Genomic DNA, 20258 nt, shown 5'->3' on the forward strand with positions numbered 1-20258 from the left:
TATGCCTGACAGTCGACGGCCTGCTGGACGGTATCCTATACGATTGTGATTTCCTCGGCCTGCAATCTGCGCTAGAATAGAGAAAAAAGGCACGAGGCACATGAGCAGAAAACTTCTCGTACTCTTCGGGGTGCTGTTTTTGGCATCCTGTGGGGGCGGCGCACAGCGTCCGCCCAGCAACCTCAATGACGCTTGCGCCATCGCGCGCGAGCGGCCGGACATGATCAAGGCGTTCAAGAGCACCGAACGCAAATGGGGTGTTCCGGTTCATGTCCAGATGGCAACCATCTACCAAGAAAGCCGCTATCGTCACGACGCGCGGACGCCCCACAAATATGTTCTGGGGGTTATTCCGATGGGCCGTCAGAGCAGCGCCTATGGCTTCAGCCAGGCCCTGGACGGAACCTGGGAAGAATATCAGCGCGAAACTGGGAAGCGGCGCGCCAAGCGTGACCGCATTCGTGACGCGTCAGATTTCGTCGGTTGGTACATGAACAAAAGCAGTCAGAAGATCGGCATCTCGACCAGCGACACGCGGAACCAGTATCTGGCATATCACGAAGGTCGTGCAGGTTACGCACGCGGCAGCCACTACGGCAAGACCTGGCTGTTGAACGTGGCCAATGACGTGGATGCACGTGCGCAGATGTACCAGGCGCAGCTGTCCAGCTGTCGCTACTGAAAGAGCCGCGGGTCAGCGGTTTTCTGACCCGCGCCGCGCCTTGTTCGAAAACAGGTCACTGTCGATTTTGAAATCTTCGTTGAGAGGTCCCAGCAGCACCGTGGTTTGACCCCCGGCGTTGTCGTAGATGACCCATTTCCTCAACTCGATCGGATTTGCCGTGAACATCAGCTCGATCCGTCCGGACTCGGGGTTTTTCGGGTCCTGCGCGGTGACGACCGTGGCTGTGCCATCAAATGTGTGGCCGACTACCATGTTGGCCTGCGACAGGTTCACGTTGCGCGCCAGAACCAGCGACAGCGGCGTGCGCTTCAACGGGTACTGCTCGGGCGGCTGATTTGATTTGGGGTCGAACACCATCACGGTGCCGGCATTGGCCAGCACGACCGCACTGTTGGGCGGATCGTATTCGAACCGCATCTTGCCGGGCCGCTGCAGCCACAGCTTGCCGGTACTCAGCGATCCGTCATCGTTGACTTGGGTAAACGTCGTCTGAACGGCCTTCAATCCGTTCAGATAGTTCGAGATCTGCGACAAGGGCAGCTTGTCGGCGGCCCAGGCTGCAGGGGCAGTCAAAGCAAGGGCAAGGGCAAAGGCAATCTGTTTCATGACACACAGATATGCGCTCTGCCCTTGTTATTAAATATCCTACTGTTCCGGGACGAGGATTTCGCGTTTGCCCACGTGATTTGCTGCCGAAACAACGCCTTCGTCCTCCATCTGCTCGACCAGCCGCGCGGCCTTGTTGTAGCCGATGGCAAGTTTCCGCTGGATGTACGAGGTTGAACACTTGCGATCCTTGATCACGATGGCAACCGCCTGATCGTACAGGGCGTCCTCACCATTGGTGTTGCCGCCGGTATTCAGACCCAGAACCGCGTCGATATTGTCGGCCTTGTCCTCGGACGGACCATCCAGCACGCTGCCGACATAGTCCGGCGGACCATACTGCTTGAGGTGGTTCACCACCTCCTCGACCTCTTCATCGGACACGAACGGCCCGTGGCAGCGGGTGATCTTGGCTCCGCCAGCCATATACAGCATGTCGCCCTGCCCCAGCAGCTGCTCGGCCCCCATTTCCCCCAGGATGGTCCGGCTGTCGACTTTCGACGTCACCTGGAACGAGATCCGGGTCGGGAAGTTGGCCTTGATCGTACCGGTGATGACGTCGACCGATGGGCGCTGCGTGGCCATGATCAGGTGGATGCCCGAGGCCCGTGCCATCTGCGCCAGACGCTGGATACAGGCCTCGATCTCCTTGCCCGCGACCATCATCAGGTCAGCCATCTCATCGACGATGACGACGATATAGGGCATGGCCTTGGGTTCGAACTCTTCGGTCTCGAAGATCGGCTCTCCGGTTTCGTCATCGAACCCGGTCTGGACCGTGCGGCTGAACATCTCGCCCTTGGACAGCGCGTCCTTCACCCGGCCGTTGTAGCCGGCGATGTTGCGCACGCCCATCTTGGACATCTTGCGATAGCGGTCCTCCATCTCGCCCACGACCCATTTCAGGGCGACCACCGCCTTTTTCGGGTCTGTCACGACCGGCGACAACAGATGCGGGATGCCGTCATAGACGGAAAGTTCCAGCATCTTGGGGTCGATCATGATCAGGCGGCACTCATCCGGTGTCAGCTTGTAGAGCAGCGACAGAATCATCGTGTTGATCGCCACAGACTTGCCCGAACCGGTCGTCCCGGCGATCAGCAGGTGAGGCATCTTGGCCAGGTTGGCCACGACCGAGTCGCCGCCGATATCCTTGCCCAGCGCCAAAGGTAGCGCATGGGTGCCATCGCCGAAATCGCGGCTTGCCAGGATTTCGCGCAGGACCACCATCTCGCGGTTTTCGTTAGGCAGTTCGATGCCGATGACTGAGCGTCCGGGCAGGGTCGAAACCCGCGCTGACAGGGCCGACATCGACCGGGCGATATCATCGGCCAGTCCGATCACGCGGCTGGCTTTCAGGCCCGGTGCGGGCTCCAACTCGTACATCGTGACGACGGGGCCGGGGCGGACACTGACGATCTCGCCCTTGACGCCATAGTCATCCAGCACGTTTTCCAGCATCCGCGCGTTTTCCTCTAGCGCCTCGTCGCTCAGGTGATGTCGCGGGATGCCGGACGGGTTCGTCAGCAGGCTGAGCGGTGGCAGTTCGAAATCGGTGTGCCGCTCTTCGAAGGACAGGCTGGGCTGAGCCTCGGCCTGAGCCCGTCGCGAGGGCAGGACGTTGCGCCGGACAGGCTGCGCGACAACTGGCTTGCGCGGTTCGGCAACCGGGATCTTCATCGCCGGACGCGCCTCGGCGATTGGGTCTTCTGCATCCTCGAACACCTGATCGTCGTCGGCGTCCAAAGGCGAATACTCTGAGACCTGGTCTTCGGTGAACGTCTCAATTTCCGCATAAGGCTGCGCTGGCTGACTGGTCAACGGCGGCTCGGGCGGAAGCCCGGCAGCAGTCAGTGGAGGCTCGGTCGGAAGGTTGCCCGCTCGCGGCGCATTCAGGATCAGCGGGTCGGGGCCACGGCCACGCCCCTTGGTCAGCGGGCGGTTCGGATCGGGCTCGGGCGCGATTTCACCGGTGGCGACCTTGCGGTTCTGGATCACCGCGGAAATCTTCGAGCGGATCCGGTCCTCGCCCGGCATCTCGTCATATCCGGTGACGGGTTCCGGGTCGACCAGTTCGGGTTCGGGCATCGGCTCGGGGCGGCGGATCAGGCCGGGCATGCGCGCAAGCAGGCCCGTCTTGACGGGTTCGGGTGCTGCGATCTCGGGCTCTTCAAAGACCGGATCGGCATAGGCCAGTTCATCCTCAAATTCGGCGCCAGCGGCCTGGGTTGCCTTGCGTTCCTGCCATTTTTCCCGGCGCGCCTGTGCGGCCCGGGCGGTGGCCGACGCCCCCTGCCCCAGCGCGGTCATCAGCATGTCATAGGCCATCACCAGACCCAGCAGGAAAGCCCGGAACCCGCGCCGGACATCCGACTTGGTGAAGCCCAGAACAAAAACGCCCAACGCCAGCATACCGGCCGCCATGGCCAGCGACATCAGCTTGACCATGAAATGCGACGAGATGGGCAACAGCGTCAGCAGCGCCCCCATCACCGTATCGCCGAACAGGCCGCCCAGGCCAAAGCTGTGCGTCGCTCGCCATTCAGTTCCGGGCACCAGCGTCGCGGCATAGACCGAAAGGACGGCGATCCAGATCGGCGCGAAAATCAGGCGGGCCACGGCGCGATCCTCGCCGAAATGGCCGGCGAACCGCACGCCCCAGCCGACCAGCACCAGCGCGATGCCAAAGCTGCCCCAGCCCACGATCATGAACAACGGCGCGGCGATCGAAGCGCCGAACCGGCCCAGCCAGTTCTGCACCGGCGCGTCGGTCGAGACCATCCAGTTCGGATCATCCGGCGTGTAGGACCAGATCATCGCCGCGGCGGCTAGGCCGGCCAAGATCAAGGCGATCCCGATCAGTTCCTTGCTGCGCCGCTCGATTGCGGCCTGGGTGGTGCTGTCCAACAATGGGTCGCGGTTGCGCGCGTTGTAAGATGCCATGTGCCCTCGTACCTCACGAATAGATGCAGTCGCGGAGCGTGATCAGCCCGCGCTGCATCTCTGTTTTTGGGGCCACCATCGCGACCCTGATAAAGCCTTTGCCCGGGTTCTGCCCCGGATCCCCTTGTGAAAGATATGCGCCCGGCAGGACCCGAACCCCGGTTTCCTGCCACAGCTTCAATGCGGCCTGCTCGCCATCTTCGACAGGCAGCCAAAGAAAGAACCCCGCCTCGGGCGGCATATAGCCCTGAACGCCCGCGAACACCTGATCGGCGATGGCGTATTTTTCCTGATACAGCGCACGGTTTTCCTGAACATGCGCCTCATCGGCCCAGACCCTGGCCGCGGCGGCCTGCAACGGCGACGGCAAGGGCGCCCCGGCATAGGCGCGCAACTGCTTGACCCGCTTGATGCTTTCCGGCCCGCCCGCTATCAGCCCCGACCGCAGCCCTGCCAAGTTCGACCGTTTCGACAGCGAGTTGAACAGCGTGATCCGCTCGGGGTCGGCGCCCAGCTCCTGCGCGACGGTCAGGATGCCGGTGGGCGGCGTATCGCGGAATATCTCAGAATAGCACTCATCGGCGAAGATGCGGAAATCGTACCGCTCGGCCAGCCGGATCAGCTCGGCCCAGTAGTCGCGCGAGGCGACGGCACCCTGCGGGTTGGCGGGCGAACAGATATAGGCCACGGCGGTGCGGTTCAGCACATCTTCTGGCAGGCTGGCATAGTCCGGCAAGTGCCCGGTGGCCGCGGTGGCCGGCACGAAATACGGCTGCGCCCCGACCGAGATCGAGGCCACCATGTAGACTTGGTAGAACGGGTTGGGGCACAAAACGATCGGCTGCCGGCCGTTCTTCTGCTCGGGGCACAGGGCCATGGCGGCGTTGTACAACCCCTCGCGCGTGCCGTTCAGCGCCATGATGTTGGTCTCGGGGTCCATCCGCACGCCATAGCGGCGGTCGATCCAGTCGGCGATGGCACCGCGCAGCGCGTCCGACCCCTCGTTCGGCGGGTATGTCTGGAACCCGGCGGCGTTTTCCACGATGACATCGGTCACCCAGGGCGGAAAGTCATGCTTGGGCTCGCCAATCGTCATGTGCACGACATCGCCACCCGGCGCGTGATGGTCGAGCAGGGCGCGTAGACGCGGAAAAGCATAAGCCGGTAGGTTCGAAAACCGCTCGGGGAAATTCATGACTGCTGCCTCGATACCGGGATCATTGGCGCCCCGGTTTTCCAGCAGATTACAGGCCGAACCCCCGCGCGTCCAGACAAAGAGGTTCCGAATCAGGGGATTGTGGCATTCAGGTCAGAACCACCTCGGCCGCCGCACCCAGCCGCAAAAGCGCCTCTTCCGAGCCCGGATAGCCCAGCATCATCAGCCCGCAGGACGGTGTCGAAGTGGGCAGCGACAGCGCCGCCAGCCCCATCAGGTTGCCGATCCGGGTGTTGCGCAGGGCCAGAAGGTTCTCGGTGACGTAGTAGTCATGGTCGTTCATCAGCCGGTCCAGATCCGGCGGCAGGATCGGCGCGGTGGGGGCCAAAACCGCGTCGAAGCCGGCGGTGGCCGCGTCCCAGACCGACCGGCAGGCCTTCAACCGAGACCACGCGGCCACGTAATCCGGGCCGGAATGCCCCTTGCCTGCGCGGAACCGTTCAAGGATCTCGGGATACATCGCCTCAGGGTTGGCCTCGATCACGTCGCGCCACAGGCCATAGGCTTCGGTGGTGTAAAGGACACCGGACAGGCCCATCGCCTCGGCCAGTTCTGGCACCTCCAGCGGCACGATCTCGGCCCCGGCATCTCGCAGGCGGTCCAGCGCCTCGGCATAGGCCTGGCGTGGTGCGTCGCGCAGATCGTCCTGCGCGATTGTCTGCAGATCGGCAAACCGCCGCCCCTTCAGGCTGGCGCCCCGCAGATCGGCCGGCGTTCCGCCCCCCAGCAGCGCCAGCATCTGCGCCGCATCCTCGACGGACCGCGCCAGCGGGCCAACCGTGTCAAACCGCAGGCACAGGGGCACCACGCCCTCAAGGCTCAACCGCCCCGAGGTGGTCTTCAGCCCCACCAGATCGTTCCACGCGGCCGGAATGCGCACCGATCCGCCCGTGTCCGAGCCGATTCCGCAGGCCGCCAGACCAAAGGCCACCGACGCCGCCGCACCCGAGGACGACCCGCCCGGAACCGCCTTTTCGTCATTCACGCAGGGCGGCGTCGCGGTGACGGGGTTCAGACCAAGCCCCGAGAAGGCCAGCTCGCTCATATGCGTCTTGCCCAGACAAACCGCGCCCATGGACGTTGCGTTGCGCAGGACGGTTGCGTCGTTCTCGGGCACCCGGCCGCGCAGCAGGGCCGATCCGGCCTCGGTTCCGATCCCGGCGGTGTCGAACAGATCCTTCCAGCTGATCGGCACCCCATCCAGCAACGACCGGCGCAGCCCTTGGGCCGCCCGTTCCTTGGCTGCGCGGGCTTCGGCGCGGGCGCGGTCATGCGTGACGCGGGCATAGATGCGGTCGCGGTGCGGATGGGCGTCGATGGCCGCCAGATAGACCTCGGTCAGCTCCTCGGGATCGATCTGACCCATGCCGATCCCCCGGCCCAGGTCACATGCCGTCATGGTCAGCCAGTCCTGCATCTTTGCCCCCTTGTCGGAAAAATTCGTGTTTCGGCGACGGTAGCGACAGGACTGCACATGGACAATCCCGAAAGGGCGCGCATATTGCACCGCATGACACAGGTTTCCGATATCTTGATCGTGGGCGGCGGGCTGAACGGCCCCGCTCTGGCGCTGGCGCTGGCGCAGACCGGGCACAGCGTTACCGTGATCGACGCACTGGCCGAGAAGGTGCGCAAGAACGCGGCGTTCGACGGGCGTGCCTATGCGCTGGCGCTGGCCTCGCAACGGTTGCTGGCCGCGATCGGCGTCTGGGAGCGGGTCGCGGACCATGCCCAGCCGATGTTGGAGATCAAGGTGACTGATGGCCATGCGGGCGCAGGCCCGTCGCCGTTTTTCATGCATTTCGACCATGCCGAGATCGAGGAAGGCCCGATGGGTTATATGGTCGAGGACCGTCACCTGCGACGCGCATTTCTTGCGGCGATGGAGGCGGAACCGGCAATCACCCGGGTCAGTGGCAAAACCGTGGTCGCGCAGGAAACCGGTCCAGGCAGCGTGACCGTGACGCTGGATGACGGATCGGCGCTGTCCGGTCGGCTTCTGGTGGGGTGCGACGGCCGCCGCAGTGGCACCGCCGCCCGCGCCGAGATCAAGCGGACCGGATGGGACTACGGCCAGACCGCGCTGGTCTGCGCCATCGAACACGACCTGCCCCATCACGGCATCGCACATCAGTTCTTCATGCCCCCCGGCCCGCTGGCTATCCTGCCGCTGACCGGCAACCGCAGCTCGATCGTCTGGAGCGAACGCTCTGACACCGCGCAGCGCATCAACGCACTGGACGAGGCCGAATACTTTCAGGTCCTGCGGCCCCGATTCGGCGATTTTCTGGGTGACATCTGCCTGCAGGGCGACCGGTTCACCTATCCGCTGAACCTGACCATCGCCAATTCCTTCATCGCGGAGCGGCTGGCGCTGGTGGGTGATGCGGCCCATGGCATGCACCCGATCGCCGGTCAGGGGCTGAACGCCGGGCTGCGCGACGTCGGCGCGCTGGCCGAGGTGCTGACGCTGGCCGGGCGACGCGGCGAGGACATCGGCTCGGTGTTGGTTCTGGAGCGTTACCAGGAGTGGCGCCGCTTCGACACGGCCGCCCTGGCAATGGCGACGGATGTGTTCAACAAGCTGTTTTCGAACGACAATCCGATCCTGCGGCTAGGGCGCGACATCGGCATGGGCATCGTGGGCTCCCTGCCCGGTCTGCGCCGCGGCTTCGTGCGCGAGGCCGCCGGTTTGACAGGCGACCTGCCCAAGCTGCTGCAGGGCCGCCCGATCTAGTCGAGCTTGCGCGCCTCATCCACCAGCATCACCGGAATCCCGTTGCGGATCGGAAAGGCCAGACCAGCGGCTTTCGAGACCAGCTCCTGCCGCTCGGCGTCATATTCCAGCGTGGTATGGGTCTGCGGGCAGATCAGCGCCTCGAGCATGTGGCGGTCGAACCCCGGTTCCGTCTCAGTCATTGCAGTTGTTCCTCGTTTGAACCCCCGCGCAGCGAGAATTCGATCAGTGTGACCAATGTTTCGCGCCTGGTGCGCAGGCAGGGCGCCTCAAGCAGGGCCTGCTTGTCCTCAGGGTCGAAATCCAGAAGCATAGACAGGGAGTTGACCAGCAATTCGTCATCCGCCTCGTTCAGTGACTCCCAATCGGTCGAGAGCTGGCGGGCGGAAAAGTAACGCCCCAGCAGACGCAGGAAACCGGACCGGTCGAACGTATCGTCGATTTCCCCTTTGCCCAGATCGCGGTCGAACCCGTCCCAGGTAACGGCGCAGCGACGATACGGCGTGAAACCATCCAATTCGGATTGGATACGAAACCGGGAAACGCCGGACAACGTGATCAGATAGCGCCCGTCTTCGGTCTCGGAAAACTGCGTGACACGTCCGGCGCATCCGATCCGATGCAACTTGGTGTCGTCATTCTGGCACGGGTTCGGCTGGACCATGCCAATCAGCCGCTCTTTGGTTTTCAAGGCGTCATCCAGCATTTGCAGGTAGCGAGGCTCGAAAATATGCAGCGGCAGGCGTGACCGGGGCAGCAACAGCGCCCCGGGCAGAGGAAACACGGACACCGTGTCCGGCAGATCGGCGGGATGCATCATGTTTCCGATTCTAGCTCTGATGCGCGGTTAGGCAAATATCATCGAGCTGAGTTTGCGGCGACCGTTCAAAACAATCGGGTCATTGGCCTTGAGCGCATCGAAGATGGTGAACAGCTGTGCCTTGGCTGCGCCATCATTCCATTCCCGATCGCGGCGGAACAGCTCCAGAAGCTGGTCAACCGCCTCGGCGGCCTTGCCGTTGGCATAGAGCGCCTGCGCCAGGTCGAACCGAGCCTGATGGTTGTCGGGATCTGCTTCGACCGCTGCCGTCAACTCGGCCACCGGCCCGGCATTTGCGGCCTGCTTGGTCAGTTCCAGCTGGGCATGGGCGGCCTCCAACTCGGCCGTCGTCGAGATTTCGGCCGGAGCGCCGTTCAGGATCGCCTCGGCCTGATCAAGGTCACCCATCGCGATATGCGCCCGCACCAGGCCGCCATAGGCCGCGGCATGTTTGGGGTCTTCGCCAAGAATGGCGGCAAAGGTCTGGGCCGCATCCACTGCCGCGCCATCATTCAGCATCTCTTCGGCGGCCTCCACGGCCTCGTCCAGCTGGCCGCCCGGGCTCTGGCCCCCGGCGGCCTCGATCACGCGGTCGATGAAGGCCTTGATCTCCGATCCTGGCAGCGCGCCTTGGAATCCGTCAACCGGCTGCCCCTTGAAAAAGGCATAGACGGTCGGAATCGACTGGATGCGCAATTGCGAGGCGATCATCTGCGCCTCGTCCACGTTGATTTTCACCATCTTGACCGCGCCCTTGGCGGCGGTCACGGCCTCTTCCAGGGCGGGGCCCAGCGTTTTGCACGGACCGCACCAGGGTGCCCAGAAGTCAACGATGATGGGCATTTCCTGCGATGCCTCGACGACATCGGCCATGAAAGTGGCCTCGGTTCCGTCTTTGATCAGATCGGTGGCTGCGGGGCTGCCTGCGCCGTTCAAAAGTTCCATGGCATTCACTCTCCGGATTCAGTCTTGGGCTTTATATGCAACCAGCCGACCGGGAAACCAAGGGCCGAGTTGCGGAATCCCGCACCGATCAAAGATCGAAACTGGCAAAGACGGGCGCGTGGTCGCTGGGCTTCTCCCAGCCGCGCGCGTCGCGCAGGATGCGGCTGGAATGGCCGGCGTTCGAGATATCAGGCGTGGCCCAGACGTGATCCAGGCGCCGCCCCTTGTCAGCCGCATCCCAGTCGCGGGCGCGATAGGACCACCAGCTGTAGAGCTGTCCATCGGGGATGTCCTGCCGGGTGATATCGACCCAGCCGCCCGCATCTTGGGTTTCGGCCAGTTGCTCGACCTCGATCGGCGTGTGCGACACGACCTTGAGCAGTTGCTTGTGCGACCACACGTCATCCTCGCGCGGGGCGATGTTCAGGTCACCGACCAGAACGGATTTCTGCGGCTTTTCAGCGTGGAACCAGTCGCGCATGTCGGTCAGGTAATCCAGCTTCTGACCAAATTTTTCGTTCACCTCGCGGTCGGGAACGTCACCGCCTGCGGGGACGTAGAAATTGTGGATGATCACCCCGTTTTCCAATTGCCCCGCTACATGCCGGGCATGGCCCAGCCCGGCAAAGTCCTGATCGCCCAGATCCGTGATCGGCAGGCGCGACAGGATGGCCACGCCGTTATAGCCCTTCTGACCGCGGGCGATCATGTGGGTGTAGCCCAGTTCCGCGAATCCCTCGGTCGGGATCTTGTCGACCGGTGATTTGCACTCTTGCAGGCAGAGCACATCCGGCGCGTCTTCCTGCAGCAGCTTCAGCACGATCGGCTCGCGCAGGCGAACGGAATTGATGTTCCAGGTGGCCAAAGTGAAAGGCATGATCGGGTTCCCTTGTCGCGACTCGGGCAAACTAGCGCGGCAGGTGCCGGGGTGCCATCCGAAAAAAAGCCGGGCCAAAGGCCCGGCAGTCCAACAGGGAGGTACATGTCATGACCCGGACATGCACGGGATGGGATTATCCTAAAGATGCTTGCAGAGTATCACTTTGATCCACATCAATCCACCTATGGTTACGACACCAGTCGATATCCACCAGATTCTGTGACCAAAAGGCGCGCATTGGAGGGATCGGGCTCGATTTTCTGACGCAGTCGGTAGATGTGCGTTTCCAGCGTATGTGTGGTGACACCTGCGTTGTAGCCCCAGACCTCGTGCAGCAGCACATCGCGCGCCACCACGCCGTCGGTCGAGCGATACAGGAATTTGAGAATGTTGGTTTCCTTCTCGGTCAGCCGAATCTTGCGGTCGTCCTCGGTGATCAACATCTTCATCGCGGGTTTGAAGGTATAGGGCCCCAGGACAAAAACGGCATCTTCAGACTGTTCGTGCTGGCGCAGCTGCGCACGGATCCGGGCCAGAAGAACCGGGAACTTGAACGGCTTTGAAACATAGTCGTTGGCGCCCGCATCCAACCCTAAAATCGTGTCGGCATCGCTGTCATGGCCGGTCAGCATCAGGATCGGGCTTTTGACCCCCTGCTTGCGCATCAGGCGGCACAGCTCTCGCCCATCTGTGTCGGGCAAACCCACATCCAGGATCACAAGGTCATAGATGGCTTCGCGCGCCCGCTCCATTGCGGATTGACCGTCGGAGGCTTCGAATACATCAAAGTCCTCGGTCATCACCAACTGCTCGCTGAGCGCCTCGCGCAAGTCTTCATCGTCATCGACCAGCAGGATTTTCTTGAGTTGCGCCATGTCCCGGTCCTCCTAAACCTTTTGCAACACTTGAGCGTGGAAGATGCAATCAACAAGTTTTGCTGCAATGCTCTCACGCCCTCGTGTCTGGTGGGCCAGAAATGTTTCACATTTCCTTTCGAACGGGCTAGGACGAGGGTCGAACGTTACAGGATAACATCAATGAGTCTCATTCCAGACATCGCCGAGTTGCTGGCCCGGGCGCGTGCCGACCTTCGGATGGGCGTTCCGGTCGTGCTGACGGATGACGGGGATTTCAGCGTTGTCGCCGTCGCCGCAGAGACACTCAACCCGCAGCGTCTGGCGGACCTGAGGGGTCTGGGCGACACGCCTGTGGTTGCCATCACCGGACGACGGGCCGAAACGCTCAAAGCCCGCGCCTATGACGGTGATCTTGCTCGGGTCGTGATCCCGGCGGAAGCTGATCTGGGGTGGGTGCAGGCGGTTGCAGACCCGTCCGATGACCTGAATGCCCCAATGAAGGGGCCCTTGATGACTCAGCGCCAGGGCAATGCACACCTTCATCGCATCGCAATCGCACTGACTAAATCCGCCCGCCTGCTGCCCGCCGCTGTGGTGGTTGCGGTCGAAAACGGCCGGGCCTTTGCGGCGACACACGGTCTGACCTGCATCGACCACACACGCGCCGCGCCGCATCTGGCCGATCGCAGCCCCTTGCACGAGGTGGTGGCCGCGCGCCTGCCGATGGAGGTGTCCGAGGCCGGTCGTCTGCACGTCTTCCGCCCAGAGGACGGTGGCGAGGAGCACTATGCCATCGAAATCGGCCGCCCGGATCGCTCGAAACCTGTTCTGGCTCGGTTGCATTCGGCCTGTTTTACCGGTGATCTGATGGGCAGCCTGAAATGCGACTGCGGCCCGCAACTGCGCGGTGCCCTGGCCCAGATGGGGGCCGAGGGGCATGGCGTTCTGCTGTATCTCAACCAGGAAGGTCGCGGGATCGGCCTGGCCAACAAGATGCGCGCCTATTTCCTGCAGGATCAGGGCTTCGACACGGTCGAGGCCAACCACCGGCTTGGGTTTGAAGATGACGAGCGCGACTTCCGCCTTGGATCGGACATCCTGAAATCACTCGGGTTCAGTTCGGTCCGGTTGCTTACCAACAACCCGGCCAAGATCGCAATGATGGAACGGACCGGGATTGCCGTTACCGAGCGTGTGCCGCTGAAGGTCGGGGAAACCGCCCACAACCGGGCCTATCTGGCGACCAAGGCCTCGAAATCGGGCCACCTGCTGTGAGCCCTTTTGATCTGGTGGTGACGCCGATCGGAGTGCGGTTCTTCGGCCGCAGGTTTCCCTGCACCATCGGCAAAGGTGGCCTGAGCAACCACAAGCGCGAGGGCGACGGGGCCACCCCCACAGGGCACCACCACATCGTCGGGATGCTGTACCGCCCGGATCGGATTGCCCCGCCAGCCCCGTGGGCTTTGCCCATCGGGCCGGGCGATCTGTGGTCGGATGACGATAGGGATCAGGACTACAACCAACACGTTCGGGCGCCCTATCCATGCAGTCACGAACGCCTGCGTCGGGCTGACCCGCTGTACGATCTGGTGCTGATTACCGATTGGAATTGGCCCGTCGCCACACCGGGCAGCGGATCAGCGATCTTTCTGCATCAGTGGCGCAGACCGGGTTATCCGACCGAAGGCTGCGTGGCGTTCCGGCGCGACCATCTGCACTGGATCGCGCGGCGCGTCGCACCCGGAACCCGGATCATCATTCCTCGGGTTTGACCCGGTCACCAAAAATGGCCGACCCCACCCGGACATGAGTTGCACCCAGCGCGATCGCGGTTTCAAAATCGCTGCTCATCCCCATGGACAGGCCATCCAGCCCGTTCCTGACCGCGATCTTGGCCAGCAAAGCAAAATGCAGCGCGGGCTCCTCGTCGACGGGCGGAATACACATCAACCCACGCACCGGCAGGTCAAGTGATCGACATTCGGCGACAAAATCATCGGCCTCGGCGGGTATAACCCCGGCTTTCTGAGCCTCTTCGCCGGTATTTACCTGAATGAATAGATCAGGACACTGCCCCACCTCTTGCGCCAGCCGCGCAAGGGTTTTGGCCAGTTTGGGACGGTCGACCGAGTGGATCGCGTTGCACAGTTCCATCGCCTGCCGCGCCTTGTTGGTTTGCAGCGGACCAATCAGATGCAGATCAATATCGGGATAGCTTTCACGGAAGGCGGGCCACTTTCCGGCGGCCTCCTGCACCCGGTTTTCACCAAAACACCGGTGACCCTGCTTCAACACGGCCTCGACCCGATCGTTGGGCTGCACCTTGGATACAGCAATCAGCCGGACCGAGCCCTTGGGGCGGCCGGCTGCGGCTTCGGCCTTAGCGATGCGGGCGATGATTTCTTGCAGCGACATGGATTCCCTCTGTTTCCATTTGTCCGCAGAAAAACACCATGTCGGCGCAAAAGAAAAGGGCGGGTCCGAAGACCCGCCCTCAAACCTTGCGGTTCAGATCAACTTAGAAGTTGAACTGAGCACCGAAGTCAGCGCGCAGGCGGCCGTCGCCGTCGCCAACTTTCGTCTGGCCGATACCACCGCGCAGCGATGCACCGCCGCCCAGGTCGTAGATGGCGCCAATGCCGTACTGCTGGGTGTCGTTGTCAGCCGAACCGTCGCCGTAAGCGAAGGTCAGGGTGGTTGCAGCGCCAACGTTGTAGGCTGCCGACAGACCGTATGCAGTGCCGTTCAGCGAGTCGTCTGCAACGTCATCGTCTGCGACGAAGATGGTGCCCGAGAAGTCGCCGAATTCAGCACCCAGGGTCAGAACTGCCAGGCTCTGCTTCTCGATCGCGTCACCGATGGCGCTGGTTTCACCATAAGCAACAGCTGCGGTAAAGTTGTTGAAGCTGTAGGTGAAGCTGATGTCCCAGCGGTCTGCGCTGTCTGCAACACCGTTCAGGCCAAAGGTTGCCTGGTCGTACGATGCGCCGAAGGCGAAGTCACCAACTGCGTACTGGAAGAACACAGCGTTCGAACCTGCACCGGTCGACGAGTAGCCCAGGAAGCTGTAGTCAACGCCCGAGTACTGGCCGATGAAGTTTTCCAGGCCCGGCTCGTTACCGTAGTAGTTTGCCAAGTTGTCGAACGAACCAGCAACGTTGCCGGCGTCAACACGCAGACCACCATAGATGACCGAGAAGCGAGCGCCGTTCAGGCCGGCTGCGTTTGCTTCGCCGGTGTTGGCGTTTTCGTCAGCCTGCAGACGAACACGTGCTTCAAAGCGGACGCCACCGTCGGTTTCCGCGATGCCGTCGATGTTCAGGCGGAAGCGCGAGACCAGGATGGTTTCGTCGGTTGCAACGGTTGCGGTGTTTGTGGTGGTCTGGTCGGTCAGCGTGGTGGTCTGACCAGTGTTGGTCGCACCGCTGGTGGTCGTGGTGGTCACGCCAGTGTTGGTGACGGTCACGCCGGTGTTGAAGTTGGTCACAACGCCGGTACGGTCTTCCAGGTAACCGATACCAAAGCGGCCATAACCGCTGAACTTAACTTCGGCCGCGGCAACCGATGCGGTTGCGATCAGTGCGGTCGATGCGAAGAGAACTTTTTTCATCTTGTTTCCCTCGGTTTCAATAATTTCTACTCGACACATACCTGCTGCATATGTCTCAGCACGCAGACCGTTTCGCTCTTTTTGCCCCTGTTGCGCAAGCATGCCTTGGACAGCTTCGGTTCTTTGGCCCAAAATTGGTGCAAGGATGCCACAGTCGAATTCACCCCGATATTTCAGCGGCACCGGTACGTAAGCCAAGAATGGGGTTGTTGCAGCACAGTACGTTGTCTAGGAGTATCTCCTAGCAAAGCAAAACATGTGAAAACAGGACCTGCCGACGATGCGCCTGCTGACGATTTTGGGTTTGACCGTTTTGACTGCCTCCGTTTCTGCGTGCGGACAGAATCGGAGCACGTCGCCCAACCCCAATGTTCTATCCGCCGACGGCAGCTCGTCCGAGGCCCGCGAGCTCAACGATCCGAATCGTTCGACCATCTGGGATGTGTTCGGCCCCAACAACTCGGAACAGGTCACTAATGTGAACCGCTATCTGTGGGCGGCGTCGCTGGATGTTCTCAGCTTTTTGCCGGTGCAGGAGGTGGATCCGTTTACCGGCGTGATCATAACGGGTTACGGCAAACCACCGGGCGGCGGGCGGTCCTATCGGGCAACGGTGCACATCAGTGATCCGGCCCTAGCGGCGCGGTCCCTGTCGGTGGCGCTGCAGACCAGCGGAGGCGCTCCGGTCAGCGCGGCGACCACGCGTGCGGTCGAAGATGCGATTCTTTCGCGGGCGCGCCAGCTGCGGATCGCGGACAACAAGCTCTAGCAACCCGCAGAAAATCGCAATATTACCACGCCGGGCCCCTGCCCGGCGTTTTCATTCACGAAGGACCGCATGATGTCGCGTTACTCGGCCAACGAAATCGAAGCAAAATGGCAAGAGGCCTGGGACAAGGCCGGGATCTTCACCGCCAAACGGACGGCGGACAAGCCGAAATACTATGTGCTGGAAATGTTCCCCTATCCGTCGGGGCGCATCCATATGGGGCATGTGCGCAACTACACCATGGGTGACGTGATCGCGCGCCACAAGCTGAGCACCGGGCACAACGTGCTGCACCCGATGGGCTGGGACGCCTTCGGGATGCCGGCGGAAAACGCGGCCATGGCCATCGGCGGCCACCCCAAGGACTGGACCTATGGCAACATCGCCGACATGCGCGCGCAGATGAAGCCGCTGGGTCTGTCGATCGACTGGTCGCGCGAATTCGCGACCTGCGACCCGGAATATTACGGCCAGCAGCAGGCGCTGTTCCTGGATATGCTGGATGCGGGGCTGGTCTATCGCAAGAACGCCGTGGTCAACTGGGACCCGGTGGACATGACCGTGCTGGCCAATGAACAAGTCGAAAACGGCCGCGGCTGGCGCTCAGGCGCGTTGGTCGAGCGGCGCGAGCTGACCCAGTGGTTCTTCAAGATCTCCGAGTTTTCGGAAGAGCTGCTTGATGCGCTGGATACGCTCGACAACTGGCCCGCCAAGGTGCGGCTTATGCAGGAAAACTGGATCGGCAAGTCACGCGGGCTGGAATTTGCCTTCGAGCGCACCGACGGCAGTGCACCCATCACCGTCTATACCACGCGGCCCGATACGCTGCTGGGTGCGTCTTTCGTAGGCATCTCGCCCGATCACCCGATTGCCAAGCAGCTTGAGGCCGAGAACCCTGAAGTCGCAGAATTCGTTGCCGAATGTCGAAAGGGCGGCACCACGGAAGAGGCCATCGAGACCGGCGAGAAGCTGGGTTTCGACACCGGCATACGCGTCAAGCACCCGCTGGACCCGAACTGGGAACTGCCGGTCTGGATCGCGAATTTCATCCTGATGGATTACGGCACCGGCGCGATCTTCGCCTGCCCCGCGCATGACCAGCGCGACCTGGATTTCTGCCGCAAATACGACCTGCCGGTGATCGACACCTTCTTTGCGCTGGATGACGACACGCCGGTGGACAAGATCGCTTTCGTCCCGCCGAAAGAGCAGAAAGTGCGCTGGGTCAACCATTTCGCCGGCCTGACCGAGGCCACCGGGCAAGAAGCGATCGACGCCACCATCGACTTTGCCGAGCAGGCCGGCTGGGGCAAGGGCGTGACCAAGTACCGCCTGCGCGACTGGGGCCTGTCGCGCCAGCGCTATTGGGGCTGTCCGATCCCGGTGGTGCATTGCGACGATTGCGGCGTGGTGCCCGAAAAGAAGGAAAACCTGCCGATTCGCCTGCCCGACGATGTCACTTTCGACAAACCGGGCAACCCGCTGGACCGCCACCCGACTTGGCGCGACTGCGCCTGCCCGTCCTGCGGCAAACCGGCCAAGCGCGAAACCGACACGATGGACACGTTTGTCGATTCGTCATGGTATTTCGCCCGTTTCACCGCGCCGCGTACGGAAACGCCCACCGATCTGGCCGAGGCTGAATACTGGATGAACGTGGACCAGTATATCGGCGGCATCGAACACGCGATCCTGCACCTGCTGTATTCGCGGTTCTTCGCCCGGGCCATGCATCTGACGGGGCATCTGCCGAAAAAGGCGATCGAGCCTTTCGACGCGCTGTTCACTCAGGGCATGGTGACCCATGAAATCTATCAGACCCGCGACGACAAGGGCCGCCCGGTCTATCATCTTCCCGAAGAGGTCGAGGACGGCAAGCTGAAGGCGACGGGCGAGCCGGTCGAGATCATTCCCTCGGCCAAGATGTCGAAATCGAAGAAGAACGTGGTGGACCCGGTCAGCATCATCTCGGCCTTCGGGGCGGATACCGCGCGCTGGTTCGTGCTGTCCGATTCGCCGCCCGAGCGCGACGTGGAATGGACCGCCGCCGGCGCCGAGGCCGCGCACAAGCACCTGAGCCGCGTGCATCGCATCGTGTCCGAGATCGCCGCATCCGACGCCCCGGCCAATGCCGAGGACGACTCGCTGCTGCGCGAGATGCACAAGACCATCCATGACGTGACAGGCGGGGTCGAATCCTTCGGCTTCAACGCCTCGATCGCCAAGCTCTATGCCTTTACCAACACGCTGGCCAAATCCAAGGCGGGCGCGCAGGCCAAGCGGCAGGCAGCCAAGACGCTGGCGCAGCTGATGTCGCCGATGACCCCGCACCTGTCCGAAGAGCTGTGGCAGATGCTGGGCGGCGAAGGGCTGGTGGCGTTGGCGCCCTGGCCGGTGGCGGACGAGTCGATGCTGGTCGATGACACCGTCACCCTGCCCATCCAGATCAACGGCAAACGCCGCGCCGAAATCAGCGTGGCCAAGGATCTGGACAAGACGCAGGTTGAAAAAATCGCGCTCAGCACCGAAGCTGTGCAGAAGGCGCTGGATGGCGCTGCTCCGAAAAAAGTGATCGTTGTTCCGGGCCGGATCGTGAATGTCGTTGTTTGACCGCAGAAACCTGCTGCTTTCGTTGGCGGTGTTGACCGTGGCGCCCGCTTGCGGGTTCCAGCCGGTTTATGCCCCGGGCGGCGCCGGCAGCGAATTATACGGCAAGGTCGCCGTGTCAGCGCCAGATTCCGTCGAAAGCTACCTTCTGGTGCAGAATCTGGAGCAGTCCCTCGGGCGCAGCGTCAGTTCGGCCAAGGATTACAGCCTGAATGTGCAGGTCTCTACGGTGACCCGCGGGGCCGCCATCACGACCTCGAACGAGACCAACCGGTATTCGATCGACGGGCGCGCCAGCTATACGCTGAAATCCAATGAAACGGGCCAGATTCTTGTCTCCGGCACTGTGGCCGATTTCGTAGGCTACTCCGCCGCGGGGTCCACCGTTTCCACGCTCGCTGATGAACGGGATGCCAAGGAGAGGCTGATGGTCATCCTGTCCGATCAGATCGTCACGCGCCTGTATTCCGCACCGGGCTTGGCTTCATGAAGCTGTCCCCGCGCGACGCCGAGGGGTATTTCGCCAAACCTGACCCCGACAAGACGGGATTGTTGATCTACGGCGCCGACGCCATGCGCGTCGCGCTCAAGCGCCAGCAGGTATTGGCCGCGCTCTTGGGCCCGGGTGCCGAAGAGGAAATGCGCCTGACCCGTCTTCCGGCCTCGGATCTGCGGGCGGATCCTGCCCTTCTGCTGGATGCCGTGAAGGCCGTCGGGTTCTTTCCCGGCGCGCGCGCCGTATTCGTCGAGGATGCAACCGACGCCGCAACCCCGGCGATCGCCGCCGCGCTCGAGGATTGGGCGCAAGGCGACGCTCAGATCATTGTGACCGCCGGGCAGCTCAAGGCCAGCTCGAAGCTGCGCAAAGCGTTCGAAGGCCATCGGGCTGCCTATGCGGTCGGGATCTATGACGACCCACCGTCGCGCGCTGAGATCGAGCGTGTTCTGGCCCAAGCCGGACTTGCAGGCGTTCCCCGTGACGCGATGTCCGTACTCAGCGATCTGGCGACCGAACTCAGCCCGGGCGACTTTGCGCAAACTGTTGAAAAGCTGTCTCTTTACAAACGCGGTGATGCCTCAGACGTTGCCGTCGAAGACATCGAGGCCTGCGCACCGCAATCTAATGAGGCGGCCCTGGATGACGTTCTCAACGTCGTTGCCGAAGGCCGATCCGGTGAAATCGGGCCCCTGATCCGACGGTTGCAGGCGCAGGGAACCAATGCGGTGTCCCTATGCATCGGCGCGACCCGCCATTTTCGCACGCTTTATGCCTGCGCCTCGGACCCCGGTGGCGCGGCGCAAGGGATCGGCAAACTCCGGCCGCCGGTCTATGGCAAACGGCGTGACCGGATCCTTCGGCAGGCGCAGAATTGGGGCGCGCACAAGCTGCAGACCGCTTTGACCGTGCTGACGGACACGGATCTGTCTCTCCGGTCGGCGGGGCAGACTGCCCCGGCCATGGCCCTGGTCGAGCGCGCTCTGATCCGGCTGGCCATGCTGGCGCGGTCACGCTGAATTGAACTGACGGCGCGTCCGACTTGACGCGGCGGCGCAGCCCCCCACCCTGACGCCAGAGCAACCAC

At 62.5% G+C, this 20258-nt stretch carries 19 protein-coding genes; 8 read left to right on the forward strand and 11 right to left on the reverse strand.

Features of this window, described 5'->3' with window-relative positions; genetic code table 11:
• The first annotated feature begins 100 nt into the window (after positions 1-100).
• A complete protein-coding gene (locus tag AC2FNL_RS16705; RefSeq protein ID WP_093964271.1) occupies positions 101-682 on the forward strand; it encodes a transglycosylase SLT domain-containing protein in 582 nt (193 codons plus the stop codon).
• A 12-nt stretch (positions 683-694) separates the two neighbouring features.
• Here AC2FNL_RS16705 and AC2FNL_RS16710 read toward each other — a convergent pair whose 3' ends face one another.
• The 4 genes from AC2FNL_RS16710 to AC2FNL_RS16725 form a co-directional block, all read right to left on the reverse strand.
• Positions 695-1291 carry a LolA family protein gene (locus AC2FNL_RS16710; RefSeq protein WP_093964270.1) on the reverse strand — a complete coding sequence of 199 codons (597 nt, stop codon included), beginning with the start codon at positions 1289-1291 and terminating at the stop codon, positions 695-697.
• Between the two features lie 39 nt (positions 1292-1330).
• Entirely contained in the window at positions 1331-4234 is a 2904-nt protein-coding gene (locus AC2FNL_RS16715; protein ID WP_496834384.1) for a DNA translocase FtsK, read from the reverse strand.
• Between the two features lie 13 nt (positions 4235-4247).
• Positions 4248-5429: an aminotransferase class I/II-fold pyridoxal phosphate-dependent enzyme gene (locus AC2FNL_RS16720; protein WP_496834386.1), complete on the reverse strand. Its 1182-nt coding sequence runs from the start codon at positions 5427-5429 to the stop codon at positions 4248-4250.
• A 109-nt stretch (positions 5430-5538) separates the two neighbouring features.
• The gene (locus AC2FNL_RS16725) at positions 5539-6867 is read right to left on the reverse strand and encodes an amidase (protein WP_496834387.1); all 1329 of its coding nucleotides are present in this window, start codon (positions 6865-6867) and stop codon (positions 5539-5541) included.
• 93 nt (positions 6868-6960) lie between these two features.
• On the opposite strand from AC2FNL_RS16725, the gene AC2FNL_RS16730 reads away from it, so the two are divergent.
• A complete protein-coding gene (locus AC2FNL_RS16730; protein WP_496834389.1) occupies positions 6961-8187 on the forward strand; it encodes an FAD-dependent monooxygenase in 1227 nt (408 codons plus the stop codon).
• Here AC2FNL_RS16730 and AC2FNL_RS16735 read toward each other — a convergent pair.
• The 5 genes from AC2FNL_RS16735 to AC2FNL_RS16755 all read right to left on the reverse strand — a co-directional run bounded on the left by AC2FNL_RS16735 (position 8184) and on the right by AC2FNL_RS16755 (position 11707).
• Complete coding sequence (locus tag AC2FNL_RS16735) at positions 8184-8369, reverse strand: Trm112 family protein (protein ID WP_093964266.1); 186 nt, start codon at positions 8367-8369, stop codon at positions 8184-8186. The two genes, AC2FNL_RS16730 and AC2FNL_RS16735, sit on opposite strands and share 4 nt — an antisense overlap.
• Complete coding sequence (locus AC2FNL_RS16740; RefSeq protein ID WP_093964265.1) at positions 8366-9007, reverse strand: LON peptidase substrate-binding domain-containing protein; 642 nt, start codon at positions 9005-9007, stop codon at positions 8366-8368. The genes AC2FNL_RS16735 and AC2FNL_RS16740 overlap by 4 nt, the downstream gene beginning before the upstream one ends.
• A gap of 27 nt (positions 9008-9034) precedes the next feature.
• Positions 9035-9952 carry a thioredoxin gene (trxA, locus tag AC2FNL_RS16745; protein ID WP_093964264.1) on the reverse strand — a complete coding sequence of 306 codons (918 nt, stop codon included), beginning with the start codon at positions 9950-9952 and terminating at the stop codon, positions 9035-9037.
• Between the two features lie 88 nt (positions 9953-10040).
• Positions 10041-10829: an exodeoxyribonuclease III gene (locus AC2FNL_RS16750; RefSeq protein ID WP_496834390.1), complete on the reverse strand. Its 789-nt coding sequence runs from the start codon at positions 10827-10829 to the stop codon at positions 10041-10043.
• A gap of 191 nt (positions 10830-11020) precedes the next feature.
• A complete protein-coding gene (locus tag AC2FNL_RS16755) occupies positions 11021-11707 on the reverse strand; it encodes a response regulator transcription factor (RefSeq protein WP_093964262.1) in 687 nt (228 codons plus the stop codon).
• A gap of 162 nt (positions 11708-11869) precedes the next feature.
• On the opposite strand from AC2FNL_RS16755, the gene ribA reads away from it, so the two are divergent.
• Both ribA and AC2FNL_RS16765 read left to right on the forward strand, forming a co-directional pair.
• Positions 11870-12964 (forward strand): GTP cyclohydrolase II, encoded by a 1095-nt coding sequence (gene ribA, locus AC2FNL_RS16760; protein ID WP_170360820.1) that lies wholly within the window; start codon positions 11870-11872, stop codon positions 12962-12964.
• A complete protein-coding gene (locus AC2FNL_RS16765) occupies positions 12961-13461 on the forward strand; it encodes a L,D-transpeptidase family protein (RefSeq protein ID WP_496834391.1) in 501 nt (166 codons plus the stop codon). The genes ribA and AC2FNL_RS16765 overlap by 4 nt, the downstream gene beginning before the upstream one ends.
• Here the strand turns inward: AC2FNL_RS16765 and AC2FNL_RS16770 are convergent.
• A complete protein-coding gene (locus AC2FNL_RS16770; RefSeq protein ID WP_093964260.1) occupies positions 13445-14104 on the reverse strand; it encodes a YggS family pyridoxal phosphate-dependent enzyme in 660 nt (219 codons plus the stop codon). The two genes, AC2FNL_RS16765 and AC2FNL_RS16770, sit on opposite strands and share 17 nt — an antisense overlap.
• A 103-nt stretch (positions 14105-14207) precedes the next feature.
• Positions 14208-15299, reverse strand: coding sequence for a porin (locus AC2FNL_RS16775; RefSeq protein ID WP_496834687.1), 1092 nt, complete (start codon positions 15297-15299; stop codon positions 14208-14210).
• 280 nt (positions 15300-15579) lie between these two features.
• Between AC2FNL_RS16775 and AC2FNL_RS16780 the strand changes: the two genes are divergently transcribed.
• From AC2FNL_RS16780 to holA, 4 genes are all read left to right on the forward strand, one after another.
• The gene (locus AC2FNL_RS16780) at positions 15580-16068 is read left to right on the forward strand and encodes a DUF3576 domain-containing protein (protein WP_093964258.1); all 489 of its coding nucleotides are present in this window, start codon (positions 15580-15582) and stop codon (positions 16066-16068) included.
• A gap of 72 nt (positions 16069-16140) precedes the next feature.
• Positions 16141-18678 carry a leucine--tRNA ligase gene (gene leuS / locus AC2FNL_RS16785; protein WP_496834394.1) on the forward strand — a complete coding sequence of 846 codons (2538 nt, stop codon included), beginning with the start codon at positions 16141-16143 and terminating at the stop codon, positions 18676-18678.
• Entirely contained in the window at positions 18665-19165 is a 501-nt protein-coding gene (gene lptE / locus AC2FNL_RS16790) for an LPS assembly lipoprotein LptE (protein WP_496834395.1), read from the forward strand. Before leuS ends, lptE begins: the two co-directional genes overlap by 14 nt.
• Positions 19162-20190 (forward strand): DNA polymerase III subunit delta, encoded by a 1029-nt coding sequence (gene holA, locus AC2FNL_RS16795; protein WP_093964256.1) that lies wholly within the window; start codon positions 19162-19164, stop codon positions 20188-20190. The genes lptE and holA overlap by 4 nt, the downstream gene beginning before the upstream one ends.
• Positions 20191-20258 lie beyond the last annotated feature (68 nt).

The sequence above is a fragment of the Ruegeria sp. CRTD044 genome (assembly GCF_059613485.1).